This window comes from Yersinia aldovae 670-83, from assembly GCF_000834395.1.
GTDB lineage: Bacteria > Pseudomonadota > Gammaproteobacteria > Enterobacterales > Enterobacteriaceae > Yersinia > Yersinia aldovae.
On record NZ_CP009781.1, the window covers coordinates 1,403,225 to 1,421,155 of the forward strand.

A 17,931-nucleotide genomic window follows, 5' to 3' on the forward strand; every position below is an offset into this window, starting at 1 on the left:
AGTAGAGTCGATAGCGCGGGTAGTCGAGCCGAACCTGGGAGTGTTAGAAATTCTGTGTCATTCCAGTAATATGCAATCAAAAAGGAATGACACATGTCCCAACCCTTCGATTTCGACAAAGCGCTTAAGGCACTCCAGTCCGGTCAGGCATTAACCGGGAAAGATGGCATCTTAACGCCATTAATCAAACAGTTAACCGAAGCTGCATTAGCTGCTGAACTCGATTCACATCTGGCTCAGGACGTTGAAGCCAACCGTAAAAACGGCTCAGGCAAAAAGACCGTTAAAACACCCACTGGCAGCTTTGAACTGGCCACGCCCCGCGATCGCAATGGTACTTTTGAACCTCAGTTGGTGAAGAAGCACCAGACCACACTTTCCGATGAGATCGAGCGCAAGATCATCCGTATGTTCGCACTTGGCATGAGCTACAAAGATATCAGCCAGGAAATTGAGGATTTATATGCTTTCAGCGTGTCCAGTGCCACCATCAGCGCGGTGACCGATAAAATTATTCCTGAGCTGAAACAGTGGCAACAACGCCCGCTGGAAGCGGTATACCCCTTCGTCTGGTTGGATGCTATCCACTATAAAATCCGCGAAGACGGGCGTTATCAGAGCAAAGCGGTCTACACTGTTCTCGCCCTGAATCTGGAAGGCAAAAAAGAGATACTGGGCCTGTATCTGTCTGAAAGTGAAGGCGCTAATTTCTGGCTGTCGGTACTGACCGACCTACAAAATCGTGGTGTGAACGATATTCTGATTGCCTGTGTGGATGGTCTGACAGGGTTCCCGGAAGCGATAAACAGCATTTACCCCGATACAGAAGTTCAGTTGTGCGTCATCCACCAGATCCGTAACTCGATAAAATATGTCGCATCGAAGCATCACAAGGTGTTTATGGCTGATTTAAAACCAGTTTATCGTGCGGTATCAAAAGAGGCAGCGGAAATCGCACTGGACGAACTGGAAGAAAAATGGGGCCAACAATATCCAGTGGTACTTCAGTCGTGGCGGAGAAAATGGGCCAATCTGTCGTGTTACTTCCGATATCCGGCAACGATCCGCAAGGTCATTTACACGACAAACGCCATTGAATCGGTGCATCGGCAGTTCAGAAAACTAACAAAAACGAAAGGCGCGTTCCCGAATGAAAACAGTCTGTTGAAATTACTGTATCTGGGATTAATGAATGCGCAGGAAAAATGGACAATGCCGATCCAGAGCTGGAATTTGACATTGTCCCAGTTGGCGATTTATTTTGAAGGCCGCCTCGATAAAGTGATGACGTTGTAATGATTTTTTAACGTGACACAGAATTATGAACGCTCTCCCGAACCTTGCTAAAGTGGTTGAACCAGGAATGTTTGTCTGACCGGTAACCTCTTTCATTTCATTCTTGATGTTACTCCGACGCCTATCAGTGAACGCCCTCAGCGCCTTCTCATCACCTTTTAAATCCGCAGAGATGGTATCAGCAAGGTAATTAAGCATGTTCTCTGGGTTTGTTCCAAGCACTCGCATGAGCCCTGTATTTCGTGCAGAACTTTCAAGTCCACCATAAATGGCCTCACGCAAGCTACCTACGCCGAATTGTTTGTTGTAATCAGACCATGCCACGCCATCAGCAAAATGAAGCACGCGCTCTTGGCTGGCTTTTTTAGCGACGTTCTGACTCCCCTTGAATCCCTTCATCCAATCTGGCTTTTCAGATGAGAGGTGGACGCCAGAGGCTAAACCGTCGTAAACGTTTTGCAGAAAAGCATTCTGGTCTGTAACACCATCAAAAGTAGATTTATCAAGCTTTGGCAGGATCGCATTCCTCCACACATCAAAGCCAGCGGCGCGGATCTTCATCATGTCGTGGCCTTGTCGAGCGATATACCCAGGCATTTTACGAACCCATGCGCCAGCACGGTTAGCATCAATGCGTGCCGACTCCTGCCACTTCGTGATTATTTGAGCAATTTTCACTGATTCATTAGTCATCCCAGCAGTAGATTCATTTTTCCCAATACGCCACATGGCATCAGCAATTTCAGTGTCATTGCTGCCGCTAGCGAGGAATTTAATTAACCCATCCTTATCCAGATCATGATTTAAACCAGAGAGATATTTAGATCTGAGCTGAAATTGTTCACTGGAGGCAGATGACCGGCTACCAGTTCTTGCCTCATTGCGCCCAACCAGAATGGCTGACAGTCCGATGTCAGGACGGTCTGGAAAGCTATCACGGATAAAGGTTAGCCGCTGGGCGGCAATACGAGTATTGATAGCCTTATTTCTGGCTTCAATGACGCGCGCCAGTTTTTCTTCGTTGCCTAACTCATTGGCTGCCCGTAGTGCTGCTTCTTCCAGTGAGATGCCTTCATTCTCAGCACGAATACGCTTAACAGTCGTTTCCATATTGTTAATCAACGATTCCATTTCACCTTCCGAAAGCTCTCGCCCAGCGGCCTTATTCACTACTTGCTCACACGCGGTTAGAAATTGGTTAGCCATTACATTCTCCTGAGCATGCAAGTAGCATAGGCCTGAAGGCCTTTGAATATACTTTCGTCATTTACTTCGCGGGTTACCGCTTCAATGGCCCCTCTTAACTCAGGTGAGTCAATATCGTTAACCATGTTAGTTGCCAATTCCATTTCAGCGTTGAAATCCTCCTGGGCATTAACCAAGTCAGCGTTATCTCTATTCGATCTGGCAAGGTGCATGTCGGCATCATGACTGGCATTAACTGTCGAAACATCAACATCTGCTCTTGGACCCTGCTGAATCTGAGCGATTGATGCATCCCTTAATTGAGGGTCACCCAGGTTAAATACCGGCTCTAAATCTGGCGTTTTCCCTTGCATCATATGAGATAACCCAGCACGGAAAGCATTTTCTCTTACCGTCCAATGGGATTCATCAATGCGTTGCGAGGCGTTTTTAATCCCTTGGGTAATGTTGTTAATTTGCAGTGATTTCCTAATTTCATCAGCACGATTACTTATTGCAGCTTTCAAACCGTCTGGTATTTCACCGCGGCGGACAGCAGCGATTTCGCCTCTGGCCACTTCTGATTTAGCGTTAGATGATAGTGATTCTTCAGCTTCACCACGCCTTGATAATAGAGCCTCTTTTTCTGTAGCAATATCATTCAGAGCTTGATTACGAGCATCCTTAAACTTCATTCGCTGTTGTTGATATTCTGCGGTACGTTCAGGTAATGACTGAGCAATAACATCAATAGCCCGATTGGTATCAACAATCTCCTTTTTCAAGTCAGCAATATTATCGACACGAAATGCAGCCGTAGCCTCTTGCTGGGATAAGTAATCAGGAACGACATCATCATATGCCTTGCTATGTGCGTAGCTTTCCATGTCCCTAGATATGGCTTCCCTCAGGATTGGCGTAGTACCGCTCTCATTAAATTGGCGCGCAACTGTGCTTGATGCTTCAGGTGCAACAAATGATTCGGCATTCATCACTGGGCGTTCTGCTGCATCAATCGTAGGGGGTACCGCCGGAGTCTTACGCCCCCTTACTATGTCAGCAATAATCCCGCCGCCAGCATGCATAATCCCGCCGCCGACAGTACCCATGAAGATATTCTCCATAGCGTTAGCCATGGAGTAATCTTCTCCTTCTGCTGCCGCTGCTTGAGCAGTAAATGGGATAGTTACTGCTGTTTGAATTCCCCCCATTGCAGCCCCTTGGATAAATCTTTCACCTGCTCGCCCAATCATTGTCGCGGCCTTTGCCTGTCCAGCAAATGGAACCAGACCAATAGCAAGGTTTGCCGGATCAGCCATTGATCCAGCAAGCCCAGCCATAAAGTTAAGTGGGGTATTAATAAATCCAGATGGTGCTGATTGGGCTATTTGTTGCTTCGCTAATGACTCTTTTCGTGATTCACTAACATGGTCAAGGTAGGATTTTGTTATGCCTGAGTCGGGAATATTAATGCTTTTAACACCTAATTCTCGTAGTTTTGCATCAGCTTCAGCCTTGCTTACAATCACTGAGTTTGGATCGTTAGCTAGGTTATCAGCTTCAGCATAGCGAATAGCTGAAACCAGAGGCCCTTCCCTGAACCCAGAATCAAACGAAGCCTCTAGTGCATCACCAAGACTGGAAGGGGTATTACTGATTGGCTGGTTGATCCCCTGCCCCGGTTCGCTGGTATAGATTGGCATTTGTATTCCTCATACCTTCAGCCATAGATGGCAATTCTGATGTGCCTTGCTGCCCAAGTTGCCGTGCAGTTTCCTCATTGCGAGACTGAGATTCTTTTGCGGCCTGCCCTGGAATATATGACCTAGGTTTATTTACTTCTTTTGATAGCTGATTGAAGTATCCTCGATTGGTTGAGCCCAACTGAGCCAAATCAGAAAAGCTTGCCGTAACCGGGTTTCCATCGGAACCACTAACAACCAACCCATTTAAAGTGAGAATCAAACCGGTTTCGTCTGCATTGGTTACCCATTCCGCGCTATCTTTAATGCGATCTAAGCTTTGTTGTTGGTTAACCTCATTACTTAGGCGAGGGTCACCGATCAGCGGAGTAATGTCTGCTGGCTTAAGTTTGCTCATGAATGCATCCACACCATCCGATACATCATTCATATCAGCATTAGCAGCCATTGGTAGCCGCCAAGTCCCATTGGTCTGGTATTGGCTGCCTAAAATATCCTGATAAGCTTGCGAAGCTGCATCAGAGGCTCCCATGCCTTTCTGCATATTGAGATAGGTAAGCCTGCGGCCTTGGTCATTAAAGTTATTCCAAACAGGAACTCCACCAGGCTGACCAACCATGGTTGCTGAAAAGTCTTTGGATTGAGATGCCCACTCAGAATCAGCGCTTTCTGCAGCTCCACTGGACGCCGAATTGATAGACCCACGCAAGTCTGCCGTCTTCACATCACGATTCTGCCAAAGAGCATTGGCGGCTCGAGGGTTATTAGTCGCCATTACAACCTGAAGTACTGGCCCTGATTTCTTCTGAACTTGCTGCATGACTTGCTGTGAATATGGCCCGAACTGCTGCCCAAGAGACTGGATTGCAGCAACATCCTGTTCTTTGTTGTTGTCAATCTGTTGAAGAATGCCATTCACCAACGAGTCAGGAAGCACATCTTTGTTTTTAATACCCAGACGCTGCTTCTCCATTAGAACCTGGTGAGCCAACTGAGCACCTGTTGATGGGTCACTTTGGTAATTCTGGTAAGCCTCACTAACGGTTGGGATGTTTTGCACCATCCAGCCGCCTGGGTCTTTCTCCCTTGCCGCCATAACTTGCTGATATTTTTGCGCAACTGCGATATATCGTTGCTGCTTGAAAGCAAAGTCAGCATCGCCAGTAGTAGGCATCAATCCATTAACTGTTTCCATGCCGACATTGGCTGGACTTGAGATAACAGTCTGATATGCCGGTTGTAGGGCCAGTGTCTGCTGATATTGGTTGAATTGTTGATATGATTGCGCTCGGTCAGCAGGGGTGGAGTTAAGTTGTTGAGCTGAGGTGAAGTCAGAAATAGTTACCGGGGTATCCACTGGTTGACCCGCATTTACTCTAGCAATATCATCTTGCATCCTCTGTTGAATGCTGAATCGCTGTGCAGAGGTGGCTGTATCGATAACATTATAAGTCTGCTCAACTGCCAGAGCCTTTTGCGCGCCATCAAGGTTGCCGAATTCTGGCGAGTCAACAACCGACTTAGCAGCACTGAGTTTTACAGCATTGCTCAATACGGAAGAGACATAATTCTGAGTTTCTGCATATGGAATTGAATTAGCAAATGCCTCGTTAGTGATCTGACCTTTTCGTGGGTCACCAAACTTACCGATCCACTCGTCAACTTTCCCTGGCCCGGCATTATAAGCCGCTAATGCCAACACAGGATTTCCACCATAGGTATTTAGCTGCTTATTCAGATACGCTTTACCTAGCAATGCATTATAGCTAGCGTCGTTCTGATGCCTTGCTGGATCCCATGGCAACCCAGCCAATGCAGCAGCTTCCGGGCCTGTGGCTGGCATTACTTGGGCAATGCCAACTGCGCCTTTAATTGACGTCATTGGTTTACCGTCCGAACCAAATTGACGACTGCCGCTCTCTTGTCCTACTACCGCAGAGAATAAATCATCTGAATTAAGTGCTGTGCCAACTTTAAATCCAGATATAACATCTGGGTTCATTAGTGAAAGTTTGACAGTGCCGATTCGTTCATTAATTGAATCTAATGACGCCGAATCAATCATTTTTTTTCTTGTATCTAACGGAATCAATGCTGCAAGACCACTACCAGATTTTAACGTATTAATTTGCTCTTGCGGTGGCAGAACAGAGATAGATGATGTTGCATAATCTACCGCTGAAGCTTCTCTTATTTTTTGTGATTGATCTGCTGAGATGTAGCCACGGTTATATGCCCCGGAAATTGCGTCATTCGTAGCATTAATGAGACCCATTCTGGTCGCCTCATCCTTGGCCCCTATAGCTGCATCTCGGTTAGACGTGATTGTTTGACTTAATGTAGCCCGACCAAAATCAACCTCTTTATTTCTAGCTAGTCCGCGAACCTGCTCAGACCCTCTGGCGATATCGTTGTTCGACTCGATTTCAAACAAGCGTTTATCGGAGTTATTTTTCAATAGCCCAGCGGACTCTTCACGCGCTTTACTGATCTGAGCATTGTAACGCTCACCAAAAGTAGAATAATCATTGTCGCCATCAAAACTAGACATGATTTCAATTTTCTTCTTTAGGAAGCTAGATTGAGCTTCGGCATAATTAAACTGATCTTCTTTTTGTTGTATTTGCCCGCCAAGCTGCTCTATTGATTGCCCTAAACCCTGTAATGCTCTTGATGGAGCTGTTAAGTCAGCGCTTGCAATTCCTCTGGCAACCTCAGGGATCCTGCGACCGATATCATTAGCATTAGGTATACGTGCCATTAGTTATCCACCGAACATTGAATATAAAGATTTCCCTGCACTAAGGACTGATGACAAAGCCCCAATGCCACCCGCTTTCTTGGCTGAACTAGCCTCCATTCGCTTAGCATTAGCCATACTCTTCATTACATTGGCTTGCTGGTTACCGCTCCACAGAGAGGTCAATGCATTTAGCTCTCCTTGTGATTCCATATCGCTAATGTTATTAACAAACGATGTTGAGTTTGCGTTTGCTCCAGATGCCGCAGCGATGGCCTGTGCCCGTGATTCCGCTAGTCGGGCCTGCTTCCTGTCCTCTCTAGCTTGAATTTGTGATTGTGCCTGCGTCGTTGTTGCCTGGCTATCAAGTTGTGCAGCCTCTTGACGCGACATGGATGAACTAGCATTTCCACTACTAACAGATCCAAATGCATTTAATAATGAGCCGCCAGCGTTTAGTGCATTGCCAAAATTTCCACTGCTAAATAGCGATGACATAATTCCTCCCGAACCTGAAGACGCGACACCACCTCCCGCTCCAGTAGCTGGAGTCCCCAATGCTGCGGAAATTGGCGCAGCACTTGATGCACTTGCACCACTTCCCCCCGCCATCAATGCAGACCCACCGAATAGGCTGGCAACAACCCCAGCAGCGGTTTCGCCTGGGTGATCGCCAACCCAACCACGCACACCGAGAGAATTTAACGTCTTTGAGTTAGCTCTTTCTTGGTTGCCAGGAATGTGTTTCAGGTCTTTCCACGCCTGACTGAAGTCGCCTTTAACTGCGCTCTTAACTACTTTTACTGGTGAAAGAATTGAATCAGCCGCGCCAGACCATACTGATTTAATGACGTTTGACATAATCTCTCCTTAGTCTTCAGATGATGCGACTGCCTTATTGTGTTTTCTGTAGTTGTTGGGGTAATAAATAACAATCCCATCACGGCCTTCAACGGGAAGAAATCCTATTCTTTTTAGAAAGCGTGGAGCTGACTCTAATTCATCATCGACGACGGCAAATATTGGCTGAGTGTAATGGCTAAAAACATCACGAATAGCGGTCTTCGTGGTTTTCATTATTGAAAGACCTAGATTCTTAGCCTCAGGTCTCATATCCATAAAAGCCATGTAGTGATCTGGGCGATGCATGACGCCACAAATCATTACCGCTTCGTCATTAGCCTCTAATATAACTGCCCGCATTGTTCCAGGAATATTCCCATACCAATTTCTAATATCCGCTTCCGTTGCAAAACGAAAATTGACATCACTTGTCATGAGTAGTTAACCCTACAATTGCAGCTAATAGTGTTGCTGGACGAGGCGCAGATGCTTGTATGCAAATACGGGAATCCGTATCCCATTCACCAGGGAACTCTATGGCATCATTGTCGTATGCGTCCCAAATTTTCCCATCAGCAACAAATTCCCCACGCTCCTCTCGTGGCATGTCATCAAGATAGTTAAAGTCAGGCCCATACTGAATTCCTTGGGCATGTGTATCAGCAAGGATAAGCCCAACTCGCTCAACCCGTTTGCGTTGCGTTAATGCAGTACCCATTCCTGCTGAGTAAGCTAATTTTGTGCTTTTGAATTTAGCTTTATAACCGAGCCCGGCGGTAATGTTGCTTTTCCCAGATGCTAAAGAAATTTTCCCTGACGTTACTGTCAGTTCTCCAATATCAAAGCCATCAGCCCAAACTACAACAGCTCGCCCCTCTAGGTGATTAAGCCCTGAAAGTTCAGTGATCGGAGTTCCTGAGTAGGATATGAATGAGTCGGCAAGTTTAGATAGCTGTCCACCTCGACACTCAGCCTCTTGCGCCCACTTTTCTAAACAGCGAATACCATTGCGGTTAACCACGTAATATACCTGGTCCTCAATTTTACCTGGCAATGTGACGACTTCTTCAACAAGCCCATCAGTGTCAACTAACACCCAACACTTCACATTTTCGTTTCTGTCAAATACTTGCACCGCGACGGCACCATCAGAGCGAACGCAGTGAATTCTTGTATCTGGCTGGCGCTGTGCGTCAATTGCGATAATTGAAGGCAACCCCATCTCTGGGCATAGGCTCATCATGTCTGCGCTAGCATAGTCATAAATGCTTGAGTCGTAATTTAGCTCAAATACCCTTGCACCACTGCGCTGGACAAATATTGCTCCGCTGTCTATTTTTAGTGCAGCAACAGAATCACTTCCCTGAGTTGATGGGTATTTAATGCCGAAGTTAGTCGGAGTTAATGGCTCGTCAAATGATGATGACCGTAGAGATGCCTCCGCCCCCTCGGTTCCAACAATCAGGCGAAGCAATGGAACAAGCCAGTTAATTGTGTCAACCGGTCCAGAACCAATAGTTCCAGATATAGGGCCAGAGTCGCCTTCTGTTTCATCATCAAATGATGAGAATGCATCCGATACACTGCCCCAGAATTTATCCCCCCCAGCCCACCATAACCGTCCTTCATACAGTGCCACTGCGCTGGGCCACCCTTTTTTATCTGACCAGTCACCCTCGAACCAGATATCGGTAGACCCTGTCCCGCCAAGCTGACTAAGCACAACAGCGCTAACATTAGTATCAGAGTTGAATCCAATAACTTTAACTATCCCCGTCCGACTCCCGCCTGCAAATTGAAGGGAAACATTGATGTTACCGCTTGTCCAGTTACCAGTTTTAAAGCCAAGACGATAATAAATAATCTGATTATTCAGGTTATCATTATAAGTGATCATACCATTCGTCATATCATATGTGGTGACATCAACCCATGCGCCAGGCTCGCTGACTGATCGCTGAAGGGTTAACGTTCCATTCCAAGGGCCAGTGCCTGACTGAGTTTTAACAATGGTTACATTGCGCGAGGCATCAATCCCTGTAACTTTGATGTAATCGGTAAATTGTCCTTCTCCACCCAACAATGAATTTACTGTTTGCCCACTAGATTCCAGGCGAAATAAAGATCCAATATGAGCTGCCCTAAATATTGGAGCTGATGCGGACAGAGTTATTACCCCTGAAATTCCGCTTGGGGTTAATCTAACACCAGACACATTCTCTATCCCAAATGGCCCATCTGTTGACTCATAGATCACCACGGACCAAGAACCATTGGCCCGCCGCTCAATTCTTCGTTGTTGTTTACCTTTGCAAGCAATAAAGATTACATCACCACTTTGGTCATAGCGGATCATTCCTAGGTCAGACTCTATCCATGGAGTAGGCAATTCAAGAACCCCAGATGCCTCAATATCGATAGAGCGAGCAATTACCGGATAATCTGTTCTATTCGATATTTGAATATAGAAATTACCTGTGGGGGTGAAGGTTAGTGAGTTAATACCTGTGCCAAGATTTGTTTCAGTTACGTAGTTATCACTGCCAGCAGATGAACCAACCCTTATCGTTACTGGACCTCGTGCGATATTTACCCTAATAGCGTGCTGTTTATTTGCATCTAAACCAGAGACGGTAACTAATTGACGAATGATGGCAGAGTTAAACCCAGTCCCTTGTAATTGCGCGCCAGCGGCTGTCCATTGCGATATCGCTCCAGTTTCATCAGCATCAGTCCATCCAGCTAAGTCAGATGTGAAACTAGAATTGACTACCGCAGTAGATACTGAGGTCCTTGTCACCAATACGTCATTGACCCAGATGCGCATAACGGAATCAGTAAGCTCAAGCAGCGCGCTATCATCAGTGGCGAAGATAAACTTAAGATATTTGGCCTTTTTGTTGCCTTTAGTTTGTCCAATATAACCCGTACCAGGGCGCAACATCATTGAACCAAGTATTCTCGGCATCCAATTAGTTTGAACTTCGGCAGATAAAGCAATTCGATCAATATCGGTACGCGCTAATGCTAGTCTGGATACAACGCCTCGATTGAAAGCCAGAAGCGGTATGTTATTGCTCGGCATTTATACTGCCCTCATCTACGTGAATCTCTTAGTGACCCTCCGTGGCGTGAGCGAACCCAGCGGCCAGTAGGGAATATTTTGGTCGGCTCTTGAATCGCATCTTTCGTTAGCGCGTCAGTCTTCGCCATTTTGTACTCGCGAGCTAACCACTCCCTATCTGATCCATTCTTAAGGCGCGGGGCTATTTGTGTGGCAAGATAGGCAGCCACGAAGTTACCAAATGTTTCAGGCCATTGAGATGAATCAAGACCAAATGACTGGTCATTTGAGACATAGCGAATATATATTTCATCTAAGTCGCAGAACCAAAAACCAGCCTCGTCGGTGTATTGAACTATCGGACTGTTGAAAAATGGATCTGATGCAAAGGCCACCGTCCTAACGTAATCATCTGGCTTGTTGAATGCCCGACGATATCCAAAAGGAGGCTCTACTGAAGGTGAGTAATTTGCCCGCACGGATCGAATAGCAAAGTTCCACTGCCCTTGCTCTAGGCAATATTTCAATGCCCCATCCCATACCGCATCAAGCAATCTGCGCGGCTCTCTATTTTCAGTGAGAGATACAAGTTGCCGCTCGCCTACCAGCCGCAACGCATCATTGTAAACATTGAGCTGGTTCGACATATCACTCTCCTGATTCGTTCAGTTTGTCGACTTTAGCTTGAGCATCCTCTTTCGTTTCAATACCAATTTCGACTATCTCTTTATCAGAGGTGCGAATCACGCGCCACTTGTGCTTACCTGCAAACTCACAGGTATAGGCTTGTTCTTTTTCAATTGGCTTATCAGATGTTTTGCTTAGCTCGACATGGATAAAAAAGTGGATGTGTGCTGATACTTTGGTGACTTTTGTAACAATACCTTCAGCAAAGAAAGACCCATCTTCCGCAGTGATTTCTACTCGATCGAATTTACGCAACGTATTTGCCACGTGAGCCCATGAATCAGGCTCTTTAAAGTCATTAAATTCCTGCCCATGCTTAGCAGTAACACTAAAAACTGTGCGTACATATTCAGATGGCTTAATAAGAGTTGGTAAAATTTTCATAGGAACCTTTTGATTAAGGGGCATTTCTGCCCCAGTAATAGTTAAGCTAATGCGGTAATGGTTACTGCTCCGGTCGAAGCATTGACAGCGGTAACTGATGCGACAGTTAAAACACCAGTAGTATCAACTACTGCATTGACGACATCGCCAAGTTTCATGCCTAGTTTTTTACCGTTAGTAAAGTAACCAGCCCCAACAACTGTGGCTCGCACATCTGCTGAGATATAAGACCACACAGCGCCGCCGCCCATGATACGGTCTTGCAGTAAAGCGGGTGGGTTAGTGGTTGAATAAGCCATGTTTATCTCCTGTTATGCGAATGCAGAACCATCATGAATGATTTTGACAACACCTTTGTTTTGCAAAAGTTTGCCGCCCATGTACGCAGTCGCACGCGCCCATGAATAATCCTGCTCTTCGTCGTAACCGACTGGAGTTTGCAGTCCTTTAATATCCATGCCGTGACCAATGGCATTGCGGTGATACAGGAAGCAGGTCTCGGCGTTAGTGCCTTTTCCTGGCAGGTTTGGATGTACTATCCAGTTAACACCAGCCCAAGTGAACGACTTCAGTGAACTATCAGAAACAGTGAACGGCTTGTTGTTCACGTAATCAACGGAGCCAAACTCTTTGGTCTGCATCAGATACGCCTCAGCAGCTGGGGTGATCAGTGCAAATAACTGGTTGTCGGCTGGCACCTCGTTATTGCCAAGAATAACTTTGGCTTTCATAGCTAAAGCCAGTGACATTACGGCAGTTGCACCGGTGGTTTGCGTTGCTGCTGTCAATTCACCAATGATGTCTTGGTCAATCTTGCGGTTAAGCACTGCCATGGTGGTGCCTTGCATAATTGCACGCTGGTCACCCTGGCTTGCAAAGACGTTATAGTTTGTCTTGCGAACCAAGTCATGCCATTCGACCAAGGTTGCAATCGGTTGATTCAGGTTATCTCCACGAGCAGGGATCATGCCGTTGACGCCACGAGTAACAGCCTCAGCGCCACCAGAGTCAGCAACCAAGAACACAATCTGATTGCCCTTAACAACACCTTCAGTCGTTACTGTTTGTCGAACCAATGATTGACTCTGTTCAAAACCAGCAATGAATTCATTGCGGTACATCGTTTGGAAAGCGGTATTCGCCATTTTAATTTCCTCATCGGGTTATATATCGCTCCGACGGGGTGTCCTTTCTTCAGGCAATAGTGGGGTATCCCAAGTGAATGGGGGCCGATTGCTTGGTTAACGGGGCCGTTTTATGCGTTGGTGTAAAAGATTGGGTATTAGGAGTTGAAGCGGTCTTTTGCTTCCAGGAGCTGCATGTAGCGGTCCTGCATTTTTGCATCTTTATTGTAAGCGGGTCGGTTATCTTTCATTACTTTTTCAATCTGCTCAATTTCTGAATCTACTGCGCTGATATTTGTCGCCCCAGTCACTACAGTGCCAACAGGATTGACCTTGCGTGCCATATCAACCATCCAGCGCATAATGTCGGGGTTATTGAATAGCGCTGTACCATCTAGTGCCTTTGCCCCAGCAAACACGTCACGCGCAGCTTCTGGCAATGTAGCAATTACGCCATTCACCAGATTGATATTCCGTTTAAACTCTGGACCCCACTCTGCACGTAGAGCCTCTTCGGTTTGTTCTTGCAGATCTGAGTTACGGTCATAAACCTCTTGCCGTTCTGCCTCAATTTTATTCTGATTCCACTCTATTGCAGCCTGAACTACGTCTTTGGAGACGTTCTTACCGTGCATGGTTTCAATAAAGGAATTAACCCGCGCCTTATCCTCATCACCAATGATGATCCCAGAAGGTAAATCATTCATATAGTCAGCGGGTTTTTCTGGAACGTTATTATCTTTGCGCCAAGCGGTAAGCTCTTCAGCAGTAGGGTTTTCTGGAAGCTTAGCTGCTTTAAGTAATTCACCTGAGCTGACTTTGCTCTGTAGCTCTTTGTGTGCTTTGGCTAATGCCTGTGGGGAGGCGTATCGTTCTAACTGCTTCCGATATTTCTGGTCATCACCCGCCAACTTATCACGCCAGTCTTCAGGGAATTCTGCTACTACTGCCGGCGCAGCTTTATCTGGAGCATTTAATGTGCTTGGTTGGGTTGTGTGTTCAGCGGGCAGAACTGGGGCCGCAGTATCGGTTGTAGCTTCAGGAGCATTGCCACCACTACCGTCACCGCCATCAGTGTTTAATTCATTACAGTAGCCGCGAAATGGGGATAGATTCATAAAGAGATTCATGTATAAGCCTCAATAAAAAACCCGCCGAAGCAGGTCATTTTTTGGTTTTTCTCTGCTTTGATTGTTCAATCACGGCAGCAGGTAAGTTGATTATCTTCACGACGGATGCGCCAATGTGCCGCTTACCTTCCGCAAACGCCGTATCTCTGTCACTATTGGGTCGATAACTTAGGTCGTAATACCCAGTCAGCGTCATTAACTCTTTGGTAATTAGCCTCTGCTGATCAGCGTTAGCATTTCCTTCATGTAGCGCTTTTAGGGCATAAACAAATGGAAGGTTATCAGCCCATGGATAAGGTTCATATGGAGGTGGTATTGTCATCCAATAGCCTCCGCAGCTTGAGTTGCAGCCGCAACATTTTGCATTACACTAGCGCCCTGTTGTACATCATCAATGGCCTCTTGTGCTTGTTGCTGTTGCGATTGTTGCTGTATCAGTTGATTGGCGTCATCCTCGCTACGCATCCATTTAGCTGGGACCCCAAATCCATCCATTGCATCACGGAATGCAACACGAATATCTACGTCAGCAACAACAGTTGGATCAATCTGTGCAGCAACCCCTAGCATCTGGGCTGCATTCTGTAGTAGCCCTTGTTTCTCTTTACCGATGGCATCTTGCAATGGACTCTGGAAAGTAAACTTAACCTCTTGCCCACGGAGTGATTCAGGGATATCCATCGGAGAACCGAACGCACCGCCACGCATTAGAATGTCGAATGACATTTCGCACAAGTCGCCACTGTATTCGTATTCTATTGGGGCAAATATTGGCAATGCCTGCCTGATGTACTCCTGCACTCGCTGGCTAACTTCATATGCCGTCATTTCGCGAACAGATGGCAAGGTTAGCTTATCCAAATAGAAGGCCTGAGAAATCATCTCACGCACGTCATCTCGGATGTTTATGCCTGCTGGCAATGATGTGTTTTTACCAAATTCAGCAATAACATTGCGAATGTCGGTATCCATCTCAATATCAGCCCAAGTTATGCCTCCAGCCATCAAGTTAAAATCATCACGGAACACTTCACGGTTAGCTACCATTGGCGGGTCAACGGCTTTCTCTCCAGCTTCTAGCAATACCCGGCTGATTGACTGGATTAACCGAGCGTCAGGCAAGGCAACTATGGTGGCAGGTGAGTATGCGTATTGAGATCCGGCAACAGTTTGCCAGCGAGGAATTACGTACACCCGATGAAAGATTGGTATTTCTTCCATCACATGTTGATTTTCTACATCGATGTAGACAGAAACGTATGGTGTAGCATACTTACCACCATATTCATCAGAAGGCACTACAACGTGACGACACTCAAACTCGCGATAAGGATCTTTCTCAAGGGAATCATTAATCTTAGAATGCACCTTAACACCAAAGGTGGCCTTAAGATCTCTTGCCGTTGGCTTCCACTTTCGATGAATTGTATCAATGATGCCTTCTGAGTTTTCAGCCCATGCCAAATCACGCAGATGCCAGCAACGATAAAGTAGGCCATCGGCATTTTTATTTAATTCAACACTGATTGCGCACTGACCAAATGCAGCATAGTCGTGATCTGCCTCTTTGGTTGCCCTAACAAACTGGGTTCGGCGGTCATACATTGCTTTAAATTGTATATCCCTAGCCCTTTCAAGCCAGACTTTGGCTGAGTGATCGCTTGAATCATCATCGCCAGTGCTTAAATTGAACCACTTATCACGTCGGAGCATGGATGCAAATGAGTTACCCAGGTCACGACGAGCCATAACTGGGTAGGATGTCATTAGATGATCTGCAAATTCAGTACCGAGCGAACGGCAAACGGTGAAGTCGGCGCGCTCTGGGTAGAACTGTTCTGCTATTTCCTGCCACAAATTGAGGATAGGTGACTTTTTGCCGAACAGGTGATCACCCTGTTTAATTAACTGCTGAGCGCGAGCTTCCATTTAACCACCTAACTTATCACTGCCGCCGCTTAATATAGTGCTCGAACGACCGCTTCTAGCCTGTTGCTCTGCTGTCTTGCGTCGCCTAGCTCTGGTTACTGCTTCAGTATCTTCAGTTGGAAACTCTTCCACTGCTGGTGTCTGGATAACAGTTGCATCCCCTTCACCGCCACCAAGAATTCCACTAATTGGTTTTAAAACTGAACTTAACGCGCTGGAGAAAAACTTTCCAATCCCGCCCATTATCGTTTCCTCTTTGTAGATGAATGCCCCAAATTTACCTTTGGTACGGTTCCAGCCCTAACTTTGTAGCCACCTCTAACGTTTTCTTGTTTCTCACCATCAGACCAAGACATCACGACTGCATCACCATCATCAGGTGATCGGCCAAGCCTCTTAATAAGCTTGTCTTTTGCTTCGAGGTGAATAACTCCGCCTCCAGGTCCACGTTTAACTTCATACGTTGGCGCAGTCAGGTCAGATAGAAGTTTAGGGTCGTCAGGCAGGGCGATATCAGATCCGCCTGGCTGGTCAGGATTTAATGCCTCCCTAAATTGCCAGTAGGTCTGAGTACGAATATTTGCGAATGAAAGTAATTTATCTGAGGTTCGCTTATGTGATGCTTTAATCCCCATATATGAAGAAGCATCAACACCGTTTTCACGCAAATGAGCGTAAGCATCACCACCCCACCCGCCGCCAATATCAACAATCACTTTTGCATTATTGCGCCGCTTAGATATTACGAGCCCAGCAACATCAGAACCTCTAGGAGTTTCTTTACCAGGCACTGATTGAGTCTTATCGAACCATGAACCATACCGAGCAGCCAACACAGTGTTATCACTGCCACCTTGAGCAACGTCAACGCCGATAGCACTCATATTTACACCTACTGGCGGTTGAGGCTTCCAGCGAGCCATTGCAGCTTTAACCCATGCTGTAGGAATGCACTGGAATGCTTCGTCTTGCAGTGATGCAGCAAAATGTCCATCGCGATAAGCATCCCGCAACTCTTTAGGAAGCGAGTTCAATATTCGCGAATACTCACCATCTTCCGCTAAATCAGGGTTATCACTTAGCTTTGCAGGTATGAATGTTCGTGATTTAGCAAATACAGGAGAGCCATCAGGAGCGCTGCCATGTGGGCCTCTCCCGTCAACTTCAACTTCTTCATCAGCCTCATTGCGAATATACCAACGCAACTCGCCTGGCTTGGCCGGGCTATGGTGAGAGGGATCAAGCCATGCCCCCCACCGCTTAATCACCCACAATCCAGATGCAGAAGTCGGGGGGTTGCCAGTGCAAACAACTCGACATCGCTGCCCTTTTGTTGTTGACCGGTTCCAAATGGTGATAAATTCATATTGAGATTCGAGAAAGTCTGTAATCTCATCAAAGCAAATAAGATCGTGCGGGTCGCCTTTGTAGCGCTGCTTATCTGTTTCAAGTTCGCAGCCACCAAACTGAACTAACTGCCTATCTTTACGCCAGATAAGGTCTGACCCATTCCAGCCATCACGACTGCCATCAAATAGCTTCCCGATTAATTCCGCTTCAGCCAACTTCTTGGCATCTTCTCGGATTCGTCGAAGTATTAGCGTTCGCTCGTGCTGAGTAACCGCCAACCCATTAACAAGCGCTGATTTACCTCCGCCAGCTTGTCCACCATAAAATAGCTCGTCAGCCTCGCAGTAATAAGCATCAGTCTGAGGGCCGGGGTTAGGTATCCATATTTGATCCCCTGTCGCGCTCATTACCTCTTTGGCTACCTGCTCTAAAGATTCAGGCGATAGACCAGTAAGTCGATTGAGTACGTCGTCGAATGAGATTGCAGACATGGTTA

At 46.5% G+C, this 17,931-nt stretch carries 16 protein-coding genes; 1 reads left to right on the forward strand and 15 read right to left on the reverse strand.

Features of this window, described 5'->3' with window-relative positions; all coding sequences use genetic code 11:
- The first annotated feature begins 93 nt into the window (after window positions 1-93).
- Window positions 94-1,296 (forward strand): IS256 family transposase, encoded by a 1,203-nt coding sequence (locus AT01_RS06445; RefSeq protein ID WP_042546534.1) that lies wholly within the window; start codon window positions 94-96, stop codon window positions 1,294-1,296.
- Here the strand turns inward: AT01_RS06445 and AT01_RS06450 are convergent.
- The 15 genes from AT01_RS06450 to AT01_RS06520 form a co-directional block, all read right to left on the reverse strand.
- On the reverse strand, window positions 1,186-2,502 hold the full coding sequence (locus AT01_RS06450; protein WP_052489947.1) for a hypothetical protein: 1,317 nt from the start codon (window positions 2,500-2,502) through the stop codon (window positions 1,186-1,188). The genes AT01_RS06445 and AT01_RS06450 overlap by 111 nt on opposite strands.
- Window positions 2,502-4,184, reverse strand: coding sequence for a hypothetical protein (locus AT01_RS06455; protein ID WP_042546535.1), 1,683 nt, complete (start codon window positions 4,182-4,184; stop codon window positions 2,502-2,504). The genes AT01_RS06450 and AT01_RS06455 overlap by 1 nt, the downstream gene beginning before the upstream one ends.
- Window positions 4,132-6,945 (reverse strand): transglycosylase SLT domain-containing protein, encoded by a 2,814-nt coding sequence (locus AT01_RS06460; protein ID WP_052489948.1) that lies wholly within the window; start codon window positions 6,943-6,945, stop codon window positions 4,132-4,134. Before AT01_RS06460 ends, AT01_RS06455 begins: the two co-directional genes overlap by 53 nt.
- 3 nt (window positions 6,946-6,948) lie before the next feature.
- Window positions 6,949-7,785 carry a hypothetical protein gene (locus tag AT01_RS06465; protein ID WP_042546536.1) on the reverse strand — a complete coding sequence of 279 codons (837 nt, stop codon included), beginning with the start codon at window positions 7,783-7,785 and terminating at the stop codon, window positions 6,949-6,951.
- Window positions 7,786-7,794: 9 nt separating this feature from the next.
- Window positions 7,795-8,202, reverse strand: coding sequence for a hypothetical protein (locus tag AT01_RS06470; protein WP_042546537.1), 408 nt, complete (start codon window positions 8,200-8,202; stop codon window positions 7,795-7,797).
- Window positions 8,192-10,852, reverse strand: a complete 2,661-nt coding sequence (locus AT01_RS06475) for a hypothetical protein (RefSeq protein ID WP_042546538.1) — start codon at window positions 10,850-10,852, stop codon at window positions 8,192-8,194. The genes AT01_RS06470 and AT01_RS06475 overlap by 11 nt, the downstream gene beginning before the upstream one ends.
- A gap of 11 nt (window positions 10,853-10,863) precedes the next feature.
- Complete coding sequence (locus AT01_RS06480) at window positions 10,864-11,478, reverse strand: hypothetical protein (protein ID WP_042546539.1); 615 nt, start codon at window positions 11,476-11,478, stop codon at window positions 10,864-10,866.
- 1 nt (window position 11,479) lies between these two features.
- Entirely contained in the window at window positions 11,480-11,902 is a 423-nt protein-coding gene (locus AT01_RS06485; protein WP_042546540.1) for a hypothetical protein, read from the reverse strand.
- Window positions 11,903-11,943: 41 nt separating this feature from the next.
- Complete coding sequence (locus tag AT01_RS06490; RefSeq protein WP_042546541.1) at window positions 11,944-12,201, reverse strand: hypothetical protein; 258 nt, start codon at window positions 12,199-12,201, stop codon at window positions 11,944-11,946.
- Between the two features lie 12 nt (window positions 12,202-12,213).
- Window positions 12,214-13,047, reverse strand: a complete 834-nt coding sequence (locus AT01_RS06495; protein ID WP_042546542.1) for a phage capsid protein — start codon at window positions 13,045-13,047, stop codon at window positions 12,214-12,216.
- Window positions 13,048-13,184: 137 nt separating this feature from the next.
- On the reverse strand, window positions 13,185-14,144 hold the full coding sequence (locus AT01_RS06500) for a hypothetical protein (protein WP_144404916.1): 960 nt from the start codon (window positions 14,142-14,144) through the stop codon (window positions 13,185-13,187).
- A 46-nt stretch (window positions 14,145-14,190) separates the two neighbouring features.
- Complete coding sequence (locus tag AT01_RS06505) at window positions 14,191-14,478, reverse strand: hypothetical protein (RefSeq protein ID WP_042546544.1); 288 nt, start codon at window positions 14,476-14,478, stop codon at window positions 14,191-14,193.
- Complete coding sequence (locus tag AT01_RS06510) at window positions 14,475-16,085, reverse strand: portal protein (RefSeq protein WP_042546545.1); 1,611 nt, start codon at window positions 16,083-16,085, stop codon at window positions 14,475-14,477. The genes AT01_RS06505 and AT01_RS06510 overlap by 4 nt, the downstream gene beginning before the upstream one ends.
- Window positions 16,086-16,328 (reverse strand): hypothetical protein, encoded by a 243-nt coding sequence (locus AT01_RS06515; RefSeq protein WP_042546546.1) that lies wholly within the window; start codon window positions 16,326-16,328, stop codon window positions 16,086-16,088.
- Window positions 16,328-17,926, reverse strand: a complete 1,599-nt coding sequence (locus AT01_RS06520; RefSeq protein WP_042546547.1) for a terminase family protein — start codon at window positions 17,924-17,926, stop codon at window positions 16,328-16,330. The genes AT01_RS06515 and AT01_RS06520 overlap by 1 nt, the downstream gene beginning before the upstream one ends.
- Between the last annotated feature and the right edge of the window lie 5 nt (window positions 17,927-17,931).

Excerpts from the sequence above, each read along its gene's own strand:
- AT01_RS06445 (WP_042546534.1), top strand. The coding sequence starts at position 94 with ATGTCCCAACCCTTCGATTTCGACAAAGCGCTTAAGGCACTCCAGTCC.
- AT01_RS06450 (WP_052489947.1), bottom strand. The coding sequence starts at position 2,502 with ATGGCTAACCAATTTCTAACCGCGTGTGAGCAAGTAGTGAATAAGGCC.
- AT01_RS06455 (WP_042546535.1), bottom strand. The coding sequence starts at position 4,184 with ATGCCAATCTATACCAGCGAACCGGGGCAGGGGATCAACCAGCCAATC.
- AT01_RS06460 (WP_052489948.1), bottom strand. The coding sequence starts at position 6,945 with ATGGCACGTATACCTAATGCTAATGATATCGGTCGCAGGATCCCTGAG.
- AT01_RS06465 (WP_042546536.1), bottom strand. The coding sequence starts at position 7,785 with ATGTCAAACGTCATTAAATCAGTATGGTCTGGCGCGGCTGATTCAATT.
- AT01_RS06470 (WP_042546537.1), bottom strand. The coding sequence starts at position 8,202 with ATGACAAGTGATGTCAATTTTCGTTTTGCAACGGAAGCGGATATTAGA.
- AT01_RS06475 (WP_042546538.1), bottom strand. The coding sequence starts at position 10,852 with ATGCCGAGCAATAACATACCGCTTCTGGCTTTCAATCGAGGCGTTGTA.
- AT01_RS06480 (WP_042546539.1), bottom strand. The coding sequence starts at position 11,478 with ATGTCGAACCAGCTCAATGTTTACAATGATGCGTTGCGGCTGGTAGGC.
- AT01_RS06485 (WP_042546540.1), bottom strand. The coding sequence starts at position 11,902 with ATGAAAATTTTACCAACTCTTATTAAGCCATCTGAATATGTACGCACA.
- AT01_RS06490 (WP_042546541.1), bottom strand. The coding sequence starts at position 12,201 with ATGGCTTATTCAACCACTAACCCACCCGCTTTACTGCAAGACCGTATC.
- AT01_RS06495 (WP_042546542.1), bottom strand. The coding sequence starts at position 13,047 with ATGGCGAATACCGCTTTCCAAACGATGTACCGCAATGAATTCATTGCT.
- AT01_RS06500 (WP_144404916.1), bottom strand. The coding sequence starts at position 14,144 with ATGAATCTATCCCCATTTCGCGGCTACTGTAATGAATTAAACACTGAT.
- AT01_RS06505 (WP_042546544.1), bottom strand. The coding sequence starts at position 14,478 with ATGACAATACCACCTCCATATGAACCTTATCCATGGGCTGATAACCTT.
- AT01_RS06510 (WP_042546545.1), bottom strand. The coding sequence starts at position 16,085 with ATGGAAGCTCGCGCTCAGCAGTTAATTAAACAGGGTGATCACCTGTTC.
- AT01_RS06515 (WP_042546546.1), bottom strand. The coding sequence starts at position 16,328 with ATGGGCGGGATTGGAAAGTTTTTCTCCAGCGCGTTAAGTTCAGTTTTA.
- AT01_RS06520 (WP_042546547.1), bottom strand. The coding sequence starts at position 17,926 with ATGTCTGCAATCTCATTCGACGACGTACTCAATCGACTTACTGGTCTA.